The organism is Pseudonocardia nematodicida, from assembly GCF_040105385.1.
GTDB lineage: Bacteria > Actinomycetota > Actinomycetes > Mycobacteriales > Pseudonocardiaceae > Pseudonocardia > Pseudonocardia nematodicida.
The window spans coordinates 20347-36409 of record NZ_JBEDNQ010000008.1 but is presented as its reverse complement, the minus strand read 5'-3'; the positions used below and the strand labels follow the sequence as shown (position 1 = coordinate 36409).

Below are 16063 nucleotides of genomic sequence, written 5' to 3'. Positions count from 1 at the left end.
ATTGCAGTACACCTCGCTGGCGTCCACTGAGGCGCTGCGCGAGGCGAAGATGGCCGGCTCGGTCGGCGATGCCCTGGACAACGCGCTCATGGAATCGACCATCGGTCTGTTCAAGACCCAACTCATCGAGCGTCACCCGCGTTCCTGGACCGGACGAACCGAGGTGGAGAAGGAGACCGCGGAGTGGGTGCACTGGTTCAACACCGACCGGCTGCACTCCGCGCTCGGACACGTCCCACCCGCTGAGTTCGAACAGCGCTACCGTGAGGCCACACCGGCCGCCTCGACATCCGAGGTGGCCTGATCCCAGCCTCCGACGGATCCAGGCCGGTTCAGCTACTCGGGCGGCATAGACAGCCTGGCCGTCCTTATCGAAGCCTGCCGCAGGCCCGGGGCGGCGGGTCGTGGCGTTCACCATCGACCTCATCGACGACCGGGCCGCTCGGCCGCCGCCGTCGCTGCTACGCCCATCGCCAGGCTCCAGCGGGGCTGCGAGCTCCAAGTCGTCGAGACCACGGCCCGCTTGAGTGCGCATGGTCTGCAGTCGGGCACCGCCTCGACGCTCTCCCGCGGCCGAACGCCAGAGTTGCCGCGCGCCCAGCCGAGCTCGGCTGTGAGGTGCTGTTGTCGGGAGACGGGCCGACGAGGTCCTCGAAGTCACTCGCTTCGCCTCGATCGAGCTGCTGAGCACCCGTGGGCCTCGCGCCGCGGCGCGCTACCTGTCCGACCGCGGGCGCGGCAGCGTCCTGGTCGACGAGGCAGCCGCCGGCGTCGCACGGTTCCTGCCCGCCCAGGCGAGCTGACGTATGTACTGGGCGGCCACCGGGAGACGCCGCGGACGGGGCGTCGATCTCGCTTGTCGACGCCGACCGGCTATCGCGTGGCTCGAGGTCGAACCTGGCCACTGCGGTGCGGGGCTCGGCAGGTTCATGCTTCGGGCGGGCTTGGAACGTGTCCAGCGCGCCGGAGCCGAGCAGGCTGTGCTCTACGTCAGTGACGATGAGCCCGGCACCGCGTGCGACCGCACGGCAGCCACCGCCCTCTACCGGCGGTATGGATTCCTCCCGATCGACCGTCTCCATACCTTCACCCGATCCTGGCCCGCGGATCACCGACTCGGCGGCTTCCAGAAGGTGAGGGAGCTTGGCGGGAGGCAGCAGCGCCGGTGAGGTCACCGCCGCTGCTGGGGTGGGCCGTGGTGACTCTGCACCCCGCTCTCCGGCTTGCCCGCCGATGCCGCGCCTGCCGCACCCGACGCGGGTGACACCACTCGGCTCTGTGTCGTCGGCCGGCCGGTTGATGCGGTCGGGGTGGTGTCACGCCGGTCGGGCGAGCGCGCGGCCCCGTCGCGCCGGAGTTCGTGGTGCGGGCGAGTCACGTCCCACCGCAGCGGTCGGGACCGCACCGGCCCCGCTTCCCCAGGGGCCGGTGCGAACGCCGCACAGAACGGAACTCGTGTCATGAGCCAGAACATCGAGCACAGCACCTCGCGCGCCGACAACGAGGGCGGACAGAGCCCGGTGGCGCTGACGACCCGCAACGCCGACCTGGGCGACATGGTCGAGCTGCTGCGAACCCAGCAGGCCGCGAAGTCCGACCACGTCGTCGCCGCGTCGGCCCTGCAGGCCCGGGCCGGCCGGATGGTCGTGCGCGGCGCCGGCCCGGTGGAGCTGTCGATGGACGGGGTCACCAGCGGTGACCTTTCCCTGGCCCCGACCCGCACCGCCGACTACGGCATCGCCGAGAAGCTCGGCATCCCCACCGCCTACCTGCGGCGGACCCGCGAGCAGAACGTGGAGCTCTACGACGCCAACGTCAACGGCTGGCTCACCCACGACCAGAACCGCCGGTTCCTGGTCCGCGGCCTCACCGCAGGCGATGGCGGGCAGGGGGTGATGCGGGCGCTGCTGTCGGACCGGTACCGCCCGATCGAGAACCTCGACGTCTTGATGACCGCCCTGGAGGGCGTCCACGCGGCCGGGCACCCGGTCGACATCGTCTCGGCGGACCTGTCGGAGTCCCGCATGTACGTCAAGATCCGCTCGACCGAGGTCGCGGCGATGGCCCCGGCGCTGCTGGCCGGCTACACCTCCCCGTTCTCCGGCGCGCGCGGCGCGGACAACCCGACGGTGTTCGCCGGATTCGTGCTGACCAACTCCGAGACCGGGCAGGGCAAGTTCCGGCTCATCCCGCAGCTGACGGTGCAGATCTGCAACAACGGTATGACCTTGACCCGTCACGCCATCGACGAGGTCCACGTCGGCGGGCGCCTCGCCGCAGGCCAGATCAACTGGTCCTCCGACACCCAGGCCGCGAGCCTGCAGCTGGTCACGAAGATGACCCGCGACGCGATCGGATCGTTCCTCGACCAGGACTGGGTCGCCGAGCGGATCGCCGAGATCGAGGCCGACGCCGGGATCGAGGTAACCCGCCCGCAGCAGACCATCGAGCACGTCAGCAAGAAGCTGCGGTTCTCTACCGATGCCCAGAACTCGATCCTGTCCCACTTCATCGACGGCGGCCTGCGCACCTCCGGTGGGGTACTGCACGCGGTCACCGCGGCCGCGCAGCGCCTCGTCGACGTCGACGAGGCCTACGAGGTCGAGGCCCGCGGTATCGAGGCCATGCGGCTCTCCGCCGCGTTCACGACCGGTCGCGGCGCGTGAGCACACCGCAGACGGTGAACCCCCTCGCATTCGACCACTACAGCGCGCCAACGCTGGCCCAGTGCGCGGCCGCGTCTCGCGCCGCCGCCCGGCTGGTCGGGCACGACCAGCGCTGGGAGGCGGTGTCGCAGCGGGTGCTGCACGACGGGGCCACCGATGAGCAGCTGTGGCCGGCGGTGCAACTGCTCGCCGCCGTCCTCGCCTGTGTGGCCGTCCCACCTGATGATGACGCGCTATCCGCCCGGCGAGTGCAGCGTCTGCCGCCGGCGCGTGGCGGAGCACTGCCCCTGCGGGTGGTGCCCGACCCGGGGCCACGCACCGTGCTGCGAGATCGCCTACGGCTGGTGGCAGGTCATGTCGGTCCGCCACGCCGCCCGCCCCTGACCTCGCGCGCGTCGAGCCGACGCCACCGAGCTCCCACCCCACCACCTGAGCCCTGGCCGGTGCGGCCTGCCCTGCGCGGCAGATCGCCCGGCCGGGGCTTCGTCCTGTGCACACCGCTGAGATGAGGGACCACCGATGATCACGTTGTCCGAGATCCACCGGCGACTTCACGGGCAGGGCATCGCCCCGGCCCTGCTCACCGGTGCCGACCAGGCCGACACCGGGCCGGACCACCGAGGACAGGTGCGGTCGTGACCGGCGCAGCGCGGCTGGGGAACCGCGATATCGCCGAAGCTGTGGCCGATGCCCTGACCGCGATCGACAAGCACGCCTGGGCGACGAGCACGCACCAGAACGGGATGCTGCTCACCGCCACCGACGGTGCGACCCTGCGGGTCCGCATCGCCCGCCACGGACCGGGGTCCGGCCGGTTGCTCGTGGTCTGCGAACCCCCGCCGGACGCGCGGGACGTGCCCGGTGCCGACGCGCTGCAAGCCCGAGCCACAGTTGATCCGACCGCCCGACGGCCCGCATCGCCGCAGACCTGCACCGCCGGCTGGTCACCCCGTACCGCCACGTCCGCCCGGCCGCACGGGACTGGCGGCGCGCCGCGGACGCCCGCGCCGCCGCCGAGCAGGCCATCCTGGCCGAGGTCCGCTCCAACCTCTCCGGCCTCCCGACGCTCGTGTCACAAGGCGAGCACGGCGGCCGAGGGGCACTACGGCTGCGCTCAGAGCACCCGCACACCGGTCCCATCGACCTGGTGCACGTCGTGGAGCCCTCCCTGCGCCACGAGATCCGCGCCGGCCAGTTCAACGCGCAGTTCCCGAGCTACACCGAGGTCCGGCTGCGGGTGCACCCACGGCTGCTACTCGACCTGTCCCGAGCCCTCGCCGTGCTCGGCTGGGCATCGGACATCACCTCGGTGCCCGCCCACCAGTGCCCGCACGCCCACGAGCCGCAGTGCAGATTCGGGCACGACCACACCGACCACGGCGAGCCGGGCGGCTGGACCGCTCACCCCCAGGCCAACACCGGAAGGGCAGGAGGCATGGGCATGATCACCGTCCGGGTCGAGAGCACCTACTCGTGCGGACACGAGTCCGAGCACCCCGCGGTCATCCGTGCGCCCCGCGCCGGCGAGGGCGTGGAGGAGTGGTTCGACGATGTCGTCCGGCCGGAGAGCGGTGATGGCCACTCGTGCGGACCGTCCGAGCACGCGCACTACGAGGCCCTGGTGACCGTCGCACCGAGCCGTCCCGACCTGCTCGGCCAGACCCGCACGTGGGAGGGCTGAGGTGGACGACCTCGCAGCCTGGCGGTCCAACGATCGGCTGACTCCCCGCCAGTCTGCCGAGCATGCCCTGGCGGCGCTGCGCGCGTACTGCCCGGACGGGCAGACGCCCGAGCAGATCGCCGCCCTGGACGAGCAGTCCACCGAAGGCGTGGCCGATCTGATTACCGACCTTCTCCACCTGGTGGCCGAGGCCGGCTGGGACGCCGGCGAAGTCATGCGCAGCGGCATCAACAACTTCGCCGGCGAGACGGCGTTGTAGGCAGGTCTCGCCGTGTATCCGCCCCGGCCAGGGGCGGGCACACGCTGGCATCCCGACCGGCGGACCGGAGATGCCTCGGCCGCGAGGTCCCCCGCGGGTGAACCCGCCCCTGCCGACACCTGAGCGCTGCGGCAGTGCCATGGCGGGTCCACACCGGGGCGACCACAGCCGATTCCCCTCCGGCCCACCGGCCGGGCTGCCCGGGACGCGCAGCGCACCCCCGGGCAGCGGGGGCGCACCGCCCGACCAGCGGGTCGGGCGGTCACCGCCAGGGAGAGGGCTGTTCATGACCACACACACCGCCACCGACTCGACCGACCGCGTCGAGGACCAGCCCGAGACGACCAGTACCTCGGTTGCGCCGGTGACCGCGGAGCTCCTCCACGATGTCGACGAACTCGGCGAACTGGCCTGGGCGGACCCCACCACGCTGGTCCTCGAGGTCAACACCCGCACCGACGTCCACCTCGACCCGCACTTCTGCGCCTCGATCCGCGACCGCGGCGTGCGCGAACCCATCAACGTCTACCGCCGCGCCGCCGACGGCGCCCTGGTCGTGCGCAAGGGCCAGCGCCGCACCCTGGCCGCGGTCAAGGCCGGTCTGGCCCGTGTGCGGGTTCTGGTCGAACCCCAGAGCCCTGCCACCGACGCTGACGCCGAGGCATCGGGGGACCCCGAACAGGCCCAGCGTGCCGCCGAGGCCGAGCGCATCATCGACCAGCTCGGAGAGAACCAGCACCGCGCCGGGATCTCCGACGCCGACGAGGTCGCCGCACACCAGCAGCTGCTCGGGCTGGGCATGACAGCGGGGCAGATCGCACGGACCACCAGGACCCCGGCCAAGCGGGTCCGCCAGACCACCGCGGTCGCCGGCAGCGCCCGGGCGCTCGAGGTCGGGTCCTGTCACGACCTGGACCTGGTCCAGATGGCGGTGATCGCCGAGTTCGCCGATGACGACACCGCGGTCGAGCAGCTCACCGAGACCGCGCTGACCCGGCCGGGGCAGCTCGCACACCAGGCGCAGCGGCTGCGTGACGCGCGCGCCGACCGGGCCCTGTGCGCGGAGGTGGAGGAGCAGCTGCGCGCCGACGGGGTCACCGTCCTGGGCCGTGACGACGAGGGCTTGGAAACGGCGACCGCGATCGCCCGGCTGCGGCCCACCGCGGACGACCCGGCGGGCACCGACCTCACCGAACAGGCCCACCGCGACTGCCCTGGTCACGCCGCCACCGTCATGACCCGCTGGGACTTCGAGCAGGCAGGCAGGATCGCCCAGCCGGTGTGGATGTGCCTGGCCCCCGCCGAGCACGGCCATGCCGAGCTCTACGACCGGCCCCGGCCGAGCACCACGACCGCCGCGCCGGTCGGCGAAACCGACGAGCAGCGCCAGACCCGCGAGGACCGCGAGCGCGAAGTCGCGCGCCAGGAGCGGCGCACGGTGATCGCGAACAACAAGGCGTGGGACTCCGCGCAGGTCGTGCGTCGTGACTGGCTGCGCGAGCTGTTCACCCGCAAGGCGGCGCCGAAGGGAGCGGCGATCTTCGTCGCCGCCGAGATCGCCCGTGGCGATCACGACCTACGCCGCGCGATGGAGTCCCGCAACTTTCTCGCCGCGACCCTGCTGGGCCTCAGCGATGCCTCCGCCGGTGGCGTCTACGGCTTCCACAGCGGCCGGCCCCACCCGATCGCCGAGGCCGCCGGCTCATCGAGCGCGGCCCGGGCCACGATGCTCTCCCTCGCGGTGGTCCTCGCCGCCTTCGAGGAGGGCACCCACCGCAACAGCTGGCGCAACCCCAGCCCGACCACACGGCGCTACGTCACCCAGCTGCGCGAGTGGGGCTACGACCTGTCCGACGTCGAGCAGCTCGTCATCACCGAGCAGACCGGCACCACCGGCACCACGCCGCCGGACGCCGCAGACGAGGCCGACTCCGCCGACGACGGCAGCAAGACCGACAGCGCCGACGGGGTAGCGGTCGAAGACCAGGCAGCGGCCACCACCGAGCTCGATACCGCGGCGACCGCTGAGGGCGGCGCCGAAGCCACGGCGGAGGTCATCGCGAACGGCGAGGCCGCCGCGAACCACTGACCACATGGTCACCGCAGGGGCGAGACGCCCGCTGGCGTCTCGGCCCTGCGCTCGGCCGCGCTGTATCCGCAGTTCGCCTACGCCATCAGGAGCACACCTCGTGGACACCTCCACCGACCTGCTCGCCGCCGTCCTCGCCGAGACCGACACCGACCACTGGCGCCGGCGTTCGCACCACGAGCAGGCCCGCTATATCGCCGCAGCCCTCAGCCTCGGCAGCGCCCACCGCGGCCCGAGCACCCCCGCGCCCGGGCACCCCGCCGAACCCGATCACACCATCGAGGACTGGGTCCACCGGGCCGAGCTCCACGACCTGGCCGAGGACGAGCAGCACGCGCTGCAGAGCCTGCTCACCACCTACGGCCTTCCCCGCGGGATCATCCCGTCGCCCTGGGGCCGGGCCCTGGGACAGCTGATCGCGGTCACCGGGCCCACGCACCGGCGGGCGCTGGCCCGCGCGTTTCCCGACTGGATCGTCTGGGCCGAAGCGCTGGAGACCCCCGGGCTCCGTCAACGGCTCCTCGACGCCGTCGACAACGCCTAAGCACCGGCGGGCCAGAACACCGTGGCGCTGCGGTTCGGCGGGCGCCGCCGCAGGCCCGGTGGAGCTCGTGCCAGATCGCCCGGAGGTCAGCACAGCACGGCGCGGTGCGCGGCGATGAACGCCCGTCGACACCGACCGGGTGGGACGGGCCTCGCTGTGCTCGGACCCGCTTCGCGGGTTCCCACCCGGTCGGGCCAGCGGCCAACCACCCGCCGCCCCCTGCGGGGCCACGCCCCGCCGCGCTGAGGCAGGCCGCGATCCAGCGCAAGCCCCACCGACCCGCGGAGGCCCCGTTGACCACTACAAACACCCCGACCGCCACCGAGGCGGCACTGACCCTGGACCGGCTGAAGACCGGCCCGGCCGCCGTCGACGGCCTGCAGGTGCGCGTCGCGCCGGATCCGCACTGGATCCGGCTGGTCGTCGCCGACGACGACGGCGCGGTGGAGATGCGCTGGCTCGGCCCGCGCAACGCGGCGGCGCCGTTCGGGCTCTCGGTGGTGCTGCACTCGGCCCACCCGGTGGGCCCCGGCCGCCTCTACGAGGAGATCGGCGAGGACTGCGAGTTCACCGGGGACGAGGTCACCGTCGGGGTCTGCTACCCCGACACGGTCGTCGCCGACACCGTCCGACACGACCTGTGGCCCCTGCTCGAGAACGCCGGCGAGCCCGGCGCCGATCTCGCCCCCGTTATCGCGGTGCTGGCCGGCTACCACCGCCGCAGCCTCAACCGCTGACCACCGCGGGGCCCCGCTCCCGGCGGGGCCCCGCGCCGCCCTCACCCCGCCAGCCCACCGCCCGAGAGGGGTTGTTCGCCCATGCCCACCATCGCCATCACCGAGGACCATTTCACCGCCGCGCTGCACGCCGTGGCCGGTGAGCGCGGCCTGAACTGGACCTACCCCGACATCGACACCGATGCCGAGGCCTACGTCGACCCCGCCGATCAGCACCCGCTGTTCGCCGAGAACAGCGGCGAGAACGGGGTGCCGTCGTGCCGCTACGTCAGCGCCGACGGCCACCGGGCGATGTGCCTGATCGGCGCCGCCCTGCACCGCGCCGGGATGCCGTTGCACCTGTTGGCCGACCACGAGGGCGCCATGGCCGACGCCGTCCTGGACCTCCTGATCGTCCCGGCCCTGCCCGACGCCGTGACGGCCGCGGCCCGCGCCGCGCAGAACGCCCAGGACGACGGACGCACCCTCGGCGACGCCCTGACCGCCTACCACTCGGTCCTGATCAGCGCCCGGCTCTCGACTATCGCCGACCGCGCACCGGCCGCCATCAGCTGACCCCGCCGCGGCTGGGCGGGCCGGTGCCGCGCCCGGCCGACGCCGTGACCACACCCCCACCGGTGCCGGCCGCGCGCCGCTGCCGTCCCTCGCCGACGACCGACCGGAGGCTCACGCATGACCACGACCGCACACAGCCACCCGCGATACCCCGCCTGGGGCGAGCGCATGACCGACGACACCGTGTCCTACTGGGGGTCCGTCGCCTCCGCGCTGTCCTACTACCTCGACTGGGAGCAGGAATTGCGCCTGGGCAAACAGGCCCGCTACATCGCGGACGTACCGGCCATCAGCCACGCCGACGTGCGCGTGGTCGTTCGCCACGGCGGGCGGTGCGCACCGTGTGTGCTGCTGCCCGACGACGTCGTGCGGGCGCTGAACGTGGCTGCCACGCAGGGATGGCGAGAGATCCCGGACGTGGCCTACGGGTTCGGGCAGTACCAGCCCGTCTGGTCGCCCGCCTACCGCGGGATGCTGACGGTCTTCGAGGTTATGGCCCAGCACCGCGACCCGCACCCGGGCGGCGACCGCCCGCCCGCCACGTTCGGGCAGCGCACGGGCCGGCCGACCTGCGCACCGTGCGTGTTCATCGGTGGCTACTCCACCTGGGACTACGACGCCCAGGACTGGCGCGACCGTGCCAGCCGCGACCAGAGCCTGTTCCTGCACCAGTTCCCCGCACTCGGCGATCACGGCCTGTCCTGGGCCGGATGAGCGGCCACGGCCGACGACGGCGGCCCGACCGCCACCTCGGCCCCGCGGGAGCGATCAACAGACCGACCCCCCGACGTATGGAGCTGCTCGTGCCATCCCACCGGCCCAACGCCGACCGGACCACCGACGCGCAACCGCGCGCCGCGGCCAGCCCCGAGCAGCTCAACCGGGCTGCCGAGTTCCTGCCTCAGACCAGCGACGATCAGCGGCCCGCGGTGAGGGTCGGTGACGCCTTGGTCTTCGCCTACTGGAGCGACGACGGGGCGCTGCACGTCTCGATCGACACCACCGACCTGGGCGAGCGCTACCCGCACGATCCGCCGCTGCGGGTCATGCTCAATGACGGCCTCCTCTACCAGCGCACCATCACCGGGGCGACCACCGCGGCTGAGGTCGACGCAGTGCCGCGCGTGCAGAACCTCGGAGACGAGGAATTGTTCCAGCAGCTCGCCCTGGCCGAGCACGCCGAGCTACACGGCGCCAGCGGGCTGGACTACCCGGTGGCCACGCTCGCTGCCGAAGTCGAGAGCCGGATCCCTGGAGCCCTCGAACGGCTCGCCCACCACTTCGCCCATCACGACGCCACCGACGTCGTGCGCGCCTGGTTCAGCACACCGGCCCGCCTGCTGCTGACTGTCGCTCGCAGCGCGTGACCGCCCCCGGCGTTCCGGCGCACGACCTTGACAACCAGGCCTCCACGTCCACATGGGGCGGCCGGGCTACCTGCAGGGCCGCCCCAGCTGCATGAGATCGGGCCTGAGCGCCGGAGCAGGACAGTCGCACACGTGCACGCACGCGTGGTCAGAGCCCGGGGTTGGGAGACGCCCGGAGGTCAGCACAGCACGGCGCGGTGCGCGGCGATGAACGCCCGTCGACACCGACCGGGTGGGACGGGCCTCGCTGTGCTCGGACCCGCTTCGCGGGTTCCCACCCGGTCGGGCCAGCGGCCAACCACCCGCCGCCCCCTGCGGGGCCGCCCCGCGCCGCGCTGAGGCAGAGCCGCGTCACCAACCAGCACCGACCACGCCGGGAGGCACCCATGAACGAGATCACCCTGACCGGGAACATCGGCCAGATCCGGCCCCTGGTCCACGGCAAGGCCAACGGCACCGCGATCCTCAACTTCTCCCTCGCACTCAACCAGCGCGAGCGCGACCCGAAGACCGGGCAGTGGCGCGACGCCGAGCCCGTCTGGCAGCAGGTCACCGCCTTCGGCCGGCTCGCCGAGAACGTCTACGACTCGGTGCAGTCCGGTACCCGCGTGACAGTGACCGGCCGGCTCACCGACGACTCCTTCACACCTACCGGGGAAACCCGCCGGGTCGTGCGCACCACGCTGCACGCCGACACCGTCGCGGTTGACCTCAGCTTCGCGAAGGTGACCCTCCACAAGAACGGGCGTCCCGCCTCGACCACCGCGCCCGAGGCCATCGCCCCCTGACTCCGGTCGTGGGCGGTGCTCCGAGCGCCCCCCACGACTACGCCGACCCATCGGGCCGGTGCGCCTACTGCCGCGGGACCCGACCCGCGGCAGTGATGACCCGCGGCAGCGACACGGAGTCGCTGCAGGTGTGCAGATCGGCTACCGCAGCGACGTCGCGAGGAGACCTCCCCACCGTCGGATGGGGACGCGATGACTCTGCACCCGTGGGCCCGCCTTTCCCACCGATGCCGCGCCGGCCGCACCCGACGCGGGTGACACCACCGACTTCCTCCCTCGGCCCGCTGAGTGCGGGCGGGGTGGTGTCACACCGGTCGGGCGAGCGCGCGCCCCCGGCGCGGCGGCCCCCGGGGTGCGGGCGAGTCACGTCCCACCGCAACCGGCGGTGGAGGCCCCAAGCCAGCAGCCCGCAGCTGCCGAGCACAACCCGAGAGGAGGTGATCTTGCATGTCGCAGCACAACGAGACCGAGATGGTCGAGTTGGGTGACGCCGCGGTCCTGACCGAGGGCGGTGGCTCCGGCACGTCGGAGGACAAGCGCTACGTCTACGCCTGATCCAGGCGGTAGGCGCGAGGGCCCGGTGAACGCACGTCGTTCGCCGGGCCCTCGTCGTTGCAGCACCCCACCCGGGTGCGCCGAGAACCCCGACCTGGGAGGTCAGGAGATGAGCGTTCGATGGTTCGGCGGCCGCGGCACCGGCCACACCGACGTCAGGTACCCAGCCCGTGCTCGCGCGCTCGCCAGTGACATCGGCGCGGCATGGCTGTGCGGGGCCTGGCCGGGTTCGCAGGTCGCGACCGCGCAGCGCCCCGGCCGGACCGTGACGATCCTGGGCCGCGCCCGTTGCGAACCCGAGGTACTGCAGCGGTGGGTCCGCCACGGGGTCCCCGACTCCGCACCCACCGCGCTGGCCGGGGCTTACACGATCGTCGAGGTCACCGAGCACGCGACGGTGGTGTTCACCGATCCCGGCTGGATCCAGCCCATCTACACCGCAGCCACCACCGACGGCGCCCCGCTATGGGGGTCGAGCTCGTTGGCGCTGGCCTGCCTGGTCGGCGCCGATGTCGATGACACGTGGCTGCACGAGCACCTACACCCTGGACCGGGCGTCGAGCCCGGTACCGGGGAGCGGTCGGCATTCGCCGGGATCACCCCGGTGCCGCCCGGTGCGCGGCTGACGATCACGTCGTCGGAGATCACGATCCGTCCGCTGGCCACAGCCACCAGCGCGGTGTCGCCGCGGCCGGCCGAGAGCCTGCGGGCGGCGTTGCAGGACACAGTTGCCGGTGTCGCCGAGGGTAGGACCGGCGCCGCGGTGGCGGCGGACTGCTCGGGCGGGATGGACTCGACGTCGTTGGCGATGCTGCTGGCTCATCACCGCCCTTGCGGCGGCTCCGCGGCCGCAGGCGTGGTCGCGGTGACGGTGCACCCGGTCGGGATCACCTCGGGTGGCGACCTCGACTACGCCCGCGCGGCCATCGACTACGCCCGTACCGGGCGGGTCCAATCGCTGGAACACCTGCTCTGCGCCCTCGGCGACGGGCACGTCCCCTACGGCCGGATGGACGAGCTTGTCCCGGCTACTGATGAGCCGGCGCCGTCGACGATCGCGATCGCCCGGTTCGACGCCGAACTCGCGATGTTGGCCGGCCGCGGGATCGGTGACCTGGTGACCGGCGACGGCGGGGACACCTTGCTCGGTCCGCAGCCCGGGTACCTTCCCGATCTCGCCGCTACCGCAACCGTGCGCGCCCAGGCCGAGCTCGTGCGTCACGCGTTGGGCTGGGCCCGGCTGCGGCGCACAGCGGTCTGGCCGCTGCTGACCCAGGCCCGCGCGGCCGCGGTCCGCGGCGAGCGGGGCGAGGCGGCGCGGACCCGCGCAGCGATGCGGGTCGTGGCCCGCACCGCCCGGGCCGACGCGCAGATCACCGAACAGCTGCACGGCATCAGCCTGCACAACCCGTTCACCGACCCCCGCGTCGTCGACGCCGCACTCGTGGTCCCCGGACCCCTTCGCGCCGGCCCGGGCGACTACAAGCCGCTGCTGCGCCGAGCCATGGCCGGGCTGCTGCCCGAGACGGTGACGGCGCGGCGGACGAAGGGCGACTTCACCCCTGACCAGTACCGGGGTCTGCGCCGTCACCTTCAGGCCCTGACCGGGCTCGTCGACGGCGAGCTGGCGGCCCGAGGCCTGATCGACCCCATCCGCTACCGGGCGCTGCTCACCCGCGCCGCCGCCGGCGCACCGGGCATCGGGTTCCACCAGCTCAACCCTGTGGTGGCCGCCGAGGTGTGGATGCGCGCTCTGCGCCAGGCCCCCGCGGCCGCCAGATGGGCTAGCGCCACCGAGGACCCGTCGGCACGGGCCTCGACCCGTCACCGATCGGAGGTATCGCGATGAGCACTTCCCACGTCCGCCCGGCCCATGTCCACGCCGCGGATCTCGGACATACCGTCGTGCTGCTGCACGAACGCACCGGCGCCGTGCGCGCCCTGCTCGGTGCCCAGCGCGAGGCGTTCCTCGCGCTGGATGCCGCCGGCGTCGCGGCGCCCGGCACTGATGCCGAGGCGCTGGCCGCGAGCCTGTCGGCGGCCGGGTTCCTGCGCCCGGCCCAGCCGGGCGAGGCACCCACGCCGATCCTCGCGCTCCCGGCGACCGGGCCCAGCTGGGGCACCCAGGAAGCGCCCGGCGCGCTGCCGAACCGCGGGCCGCTGTCCCCGGGCTGGGCACCCGCCGCGGCGTGCGCGTTGGCCACGGTGCTGCTCGTACGCGCGATCGGGCGCCGAGAGCACGCGTTCTCGCGGTTACTGCGCCTCGTGCGAGCCACCGCCGGCGTGGCGCGCTGTCCGGCGCGCGACACCCAGGTGGTGGCGGTCCTACACTGTGTACGCGTCATCGGAGGCGTGTCTCCGTTCCGGACAGCGTGCTTGGAGGAAACCGTCGCGGCGATGCTCGCCCTGGCCGTCACCGGCCGGCGAGTTGGGTGGTGCCACGGGATCGCCGCGGATCCGATCAGGCTGCACGCCTGGCTGCGCCTCGACGGCTGCCCCGTAGGCGAGCCCATCTCCACGCTGCGCTTCACACCACTGCTCCAGCTGCCCGAACCCGCCGCTGCGCCCGCGCACGGCCGCGACCGGGCGGCGAGAGGAGACACCCCATGACGCTGACCTCCAACGGCCACACCGACACCAGCGCCCAGCACCCCGACAGCCCGGAGGTGGGAGCGCCGCTGCTGTGGATGCGGGGCGAGCGCACCGCGCTGGGCCCGTTCACCCGCGAGCTGGCCGAGCTGTACTGGCGGTGGGAGAACGAGCCCGCCGTGATCGCCGGAATGGGCCGCCAGACCCCGGAATCCCTCGAGGCCCGCCTGGCCGGCTATGACGCCCAGGCCCGCAGCATGGGCACCATCCCGCGCTTCACCATCTACGACCTCACCCGTGACGGCGGGCCGGTGCCGGTCGGGACCAGCGCGCTGCGCATCGACCACTACGTGCGCACTGCGGAATTCATCGTCCTGCTCGGCGCCGAGGGCCGCGGCCGCAACCTCGCGCCCGAGGCGACCAGGCTGACCCTGGACTACGCCTTCACCATCTCCGCACTGCGCTCGGTCTGGCTCAAGGTCCTCGAACCGAACACCGGCGCGATCGCCGCCTACGAGAAGGCCGGGTTCTGCCACGCCGGGCGGATGCGCCGCGCCGGGTACTGGCGCGGCGCCGAGGCCGACGAGCTGATCATGGACGTCGTCGCCGACGCCCACTTCGCCACCGCCTGACCGGTCTGGCCCAGCCGCAGCCCGCTGCAGGCCTTCGCGGGAGCGCGGGACAGCGGCACCGAGGTCGCCCGCGTGGAGCTACTGATCGGTCGGCGGGAGGGCGCGGCACAGTGCCCTTCAACGGCGCCGCTGTTCTCATGGCTCGCCCGTACTTCGACCAGCAGGATGTCGGACCGGAACCGCGCCGAGCGCGTCACGGGCTGCAGACCAGCAGAGCGGCTGCGCGCGCCGCTCACCGAGCCTGGAGGTAGTCGGGCCGATCCTGCGGGCGCGCTCCTCACACCTCCAGAGCGCTGACGCGTCGCTGCGCGACAGCCCTGGCGGGCTGCCCTGGACCCGCGAGCCTCTACACGCCCTCATGGCGAGGCCCCCGAAGGCAGGCACACAGCCTGCCCTCGGGATGGCCGGCCCGGATCCCATCCGTCCATCTGGGAACCGGTCCCTAGACCACGCGAGGAGTACCTCATGGCCATCACGACCAGCACCGACAGCGCCCACACCACTGGTGAGCGGTGCGATGCTGCGCACGACACCGGAGCCCGGACCGGGCGGGAGGACACAGCGCGTATGCCGCGACGAGCTCGTCCGCGCCTCGAGCGTGAGGTGGCGCGGCTGCGTCAGGTCGCGCTCGACGCCGCAGCCGCCGGCCTGTTCGTGTTCCCGGTCCGGGCCGGCGCGAAGATCCCGGCCTTCCACGGCGACACCCGGTGCCGGCGCCGTGGGGTGTGCGCCGAGGGGCACCACGTCTGGGAACAGCGCGCAACCCGTGACCGCGTGCAGATCCGGCGCTGGTGGTCGAACACCACCAGATGGAACGTCGGTGTGGCGTGCGGGCCCTCCGGGCTCGTGGTGATCGACCTGGACGTCAGCACCGAGCCGATCCACGCGTGGGGCGGGGCCACCACCGGACGAGAGGTTCTCGACCAGCTCGCCGCCCGGCACGGCGACACCCCGCTCCGCACCTACGCGGTGCGCACACCGACTGATGGAGAGCATCTCTACTTCCGGGTGCCCGAGGGGCTTCAGCTGCGCAACACGATCGGCGGGCATGGCCACAGCCTCGGCCCGCTGATCGACACCCGCGCCGGGGGTGGATTCGTCGTCGGCGCCGGCAGCGTCCGCCCCGAAGGCGCCTACCAGGTTGCCGAACACGGACGGGTCGCCGAGCTCCCCACCTGGCTGGCCACCCTGCTCGCCCCGCCGCCGGTACCGAGCCCGCAGGCCACACCGACGAAGGGGTTGTCGACCAAGCGCGCGAACGCCTACATCGCCGCGATCCAGGCCGACGAACTGGACAAGGTTGAATGCGCCCAGGCGGGCACGCGGCAGATCACTCTGCTCGACGCCGCCCGGGTCTTCGGTCAGCTGGTCGGCGGCGGGGAGCTCGACGCCGACAACGCCTACGCGGCTCTGCTCGGCGCAGCTGAGGCACACATCGGGGTCGCGGGGTTCACCCGTGCTGAGGCCGAGCGCACCATCGCCCGCGGAATGGCCTTTGGGATGCGCGCCCCGCGCACCATCGACCGCGGCACCGGCACCCACGTCCACGAGATGTAGTCCGCGCTGCAGAACTACCCGACAGCGCGCTGCGGATGAGGTAG

16 protein-coding genes and 1 pseudogene are annotated in these 16063 nt (G+C 72.9%); all 17 read left to right on the top strand.

All coding sequences use genetic code 11. The features are described 5' to 3' along the window. Positions 1–4: 4 nt before the first annotated feature. A pseudogene (locus WIS52_RS19205) lies at positions 5–304 on the top strand (integrase core domain-containing protein); the annotation flags it as partial. A 502-nt stretch (positions 305–806) separates the two neighbouring features. Then, positions 807–1169, top strand: a complete 363-nt coding sequence (locus WIS52_RS31740) for a GNAT family N-acetyltransferase (protein ID WP_379610630.1) — start codon at positions 807–809, stop codon at positions 1167–1169. Between the two features lie 291 nt (positions 1170–1460). Continuing rightward, positions 1461–2666 carry a DUF932 domain-containing protein gene (locus WIS52_RS19200; RefSeq protein WP_349299681.1) on the top strand — a complete coding sequence of 402 codons (1206 nt, stop codon included), beginning with the start codon at positions 1461–1463 and terminating at the stop codon, positions 2664–2666. Between the two features lie 1147 nt (positions 2667–3813). Then, complete coding sequence (locus WIS52_RS19195) at positions 3814–4347, top strand: hypothetical protein (protein ID WP_349299680.1); 534 nt, start codon at positions 3814–3816, stop codon at positions 4345–4347. Position 4348: 1 nt separating this feature from the next. Beyond that, complete coding sequence (locus WIS52_RS19190; RefSeq protein ID WP_349299679.1) at positions 4349–4606, top strand: hypothetical protein; 258 nt, start codon at positions 4349–4351, stop codon at positions 4604–4606. A 286-nt stretch (positions 4607–4892) separates the two neighbouring features. Next, entirely contained in the window at positions 4893–6695 is a 1803-nt protein-coding gene (locus WIS52_RS19185; protein WP_349299678.1) for a ParB N-terminal domain-containing protein, read from the top strand. A 100-nt stretch (positions 6696–6795) separates the two neighbouring features. Beyond that, positions 6796–7239, top strand: coding sequence for a hypothetical protein (locus tag WIS52_RS19180; RefSeq protein ID WP_349299677.1), 444 nt, complete (start codon positions 6796–6798; stop codon positions 7237–7239). 293 nt (positions 7240–7532) lie between these two features. Next, on the top strand, positions 7533–7976 hold the full coding sequence (locus tag WIS52_RS19175; protein ID WP_349299676.1) for a hypothetical protein: 444 nt from the start codon (positions 7533–7535) through the stop codon (positions 7974–7976). An 81-nt stretch (positions 7977–8057) separates the two neighbouring features. Continuing rightward, a complete protein-coding gene (locus WIS52_RS19170; RefSeq protein WP_349299675.1) occupies positions 8058–8531 on the top strand; it encodes a hypothetical protein in 474 nt (157 codons plus the stop codon). A gap of 117 nt (positions 8532–8648) precedes the next feature. Next, entirely contained in the window at positions 8649–9245 is a 597-nt protein-coding gene (locus WIS52_RS19165; protein WP_349299674.1) for a hypothetical protein, read from the top strand. A 77-nt stretch (positions 9246–9322) separates the two neighbouring features. After that, positions 9323–9898, top strand: coding sequence for a hypothetical protein (locus WIS52_RS19160; protein WP_349299673.1), 576 nt, complete (start codon positions 9323–9325; stop codon positions 9896–9898). A gap of 386 nt (positions 9899–10284) precedes the next feature. Further along, on the top strand, positions 10285–10686 hold the full coding sequence (locus WIS52_RS19155; protein WP_349299672.1) for a single-stranded DNA-binding protein: 402 nt from the start codon (positions 10285–10287) through the stop codon (positions 10684–10686). A gap of 447 nt (positions 10687–11133) precedes the next feature. After that, positions 11134–11241, top strand: a complete 108-nt coding sequence (locus WIS52_RS19150; RefSeq protein ID WP_139319120.1) for an albusnodin family lasso peptide — start codon at positions 11134–11136, stop codon at positions 11239–11241. Between the two features lie 109 nt (positions 11242–11350). Next, positions 11351–13090 carry an albusnodin/ikarugamycin family macrolactam cyclase gene (locus WIS52_RS19145; protein WP_349299671.1) on the top strand — a complete coding sequence of 580 codons (1740 nt, stop codon included), beginning with the start codon at positions 11351–11353 and terminating at the stop codon, positions 13088–13090. Beyond that, a complete protein-coding gene (locus tag WIS52_RS19140) occupies positions 13087–13851 on the top strand; it encodes a lasso peptide biosynthesis B2 protein (RefSeq protein ID WP_349299670.1) in 765 nt (254 codons plus the stop codon). The genes WIS52_RS19145 and WIS52_RS19140 overlap by 4 nt, the downstream gene beginning before the upstream one ends. Next, on the top strand, positions 13848–14462 hold the full coding sequence (locus tag WIS52_RS19135) for a GNAT family N-acetyltransferase (RefSeq protein ID WP_349299669.1): 615 nt from the start codon (positions 13848–13850) through the stop codon (positions 14460–14462). The genes WIS52_RS19140 and WIS52_RS19135 overlap by 4 nt, the downstream gene beginning before the upstream one ends. A gap of 603 nt (positions 14463–15065) precedes the next feature. After that, on the top strand, positions 15066–16019 hold the full coding sequence (locus WIS52_RS19130) for a bifunctional DNA primase/polymerase (protein WP_349299668.1): 954 nt from the start codon (positions 15066–15068) through the stop codon (positions 16017–16019). Positions 16020–16063: the final 44 nt, after the last annotated feature.

Coding starts and splice junctions, on each gene's coding strand:
- WIS52_RS19150 (WP_139319120.1), top strand. CDS start 11,134: ATGTCGCAGCACAACGAGACCGAGATGGTCGAGTTGGGTGACGCCGCG.
- WIS52_RS19135 (WP_349299669.1), top strand. CDS start 13,848: ATGACGCTGACCTCCAACGGCCACACCGACACCAGCGCCCAGCACCCC.
- WIS52_RS19165 (WP_349299674.1), top strand. CDS start 8,649: ATGACCACGACCGCACACAGCCACCCGCGATACCCCGCCTGGGGCGAG.
- WIS52_RS31740 (WP_379610630.1), top strand. CDS start 807: ATGTACTGGGCGGCCACCGGGAGACGCCGCGGACGGGGCGTCGATCTC.
- WIS52_RS19140 (WP_349299670.1), top strand. CDS start 13,087: ATGAGCACTTCCCACGTCCGCCCGGCCCATGTCCACGCCGCGGATCTC.
- WIS52_RS19160 (WP_349299673.1), top strand. CDS start 9,323: ATGGAGCTGCTCGTGCCATCCCACCGGCCCAACGCCGACCGGACCACC.
- WIS52_RS19170 (WP_349299675.1), top strand. CDS start 8,058: ATGCCCACCATCGCCATCACCGAGGACCATTTCACCGCCGCGCTGCAC.
- WIS52_RS19185 (WP_349299678.1), top strand. CDS start 4,893: ATGACCACACACACCGCCACCGACTCGACCGACCGCGTCGAGGACCAG.
- WIS52_RS19200 (WP_349299681.1), top strand. CDS start 1,461: ATGAGCCAGAACATCGAGCACAGCACCTCGCGCGCCGACAACGAGGGC.
- WIS52_RS19145 (WP_349299671.1), top strand. CDS start 11,351: ATGAGCGTTCGATGGTTCGGCGGCCGCGGCACCGGCCACACCGACGTC.
- WIS52_RS19155 (WP_349299672.1), top strand. CDS start 10,285: ATGAACGAGATCACCCTGACCGGGAACATCGGCCAGATCCGGCCCCTG.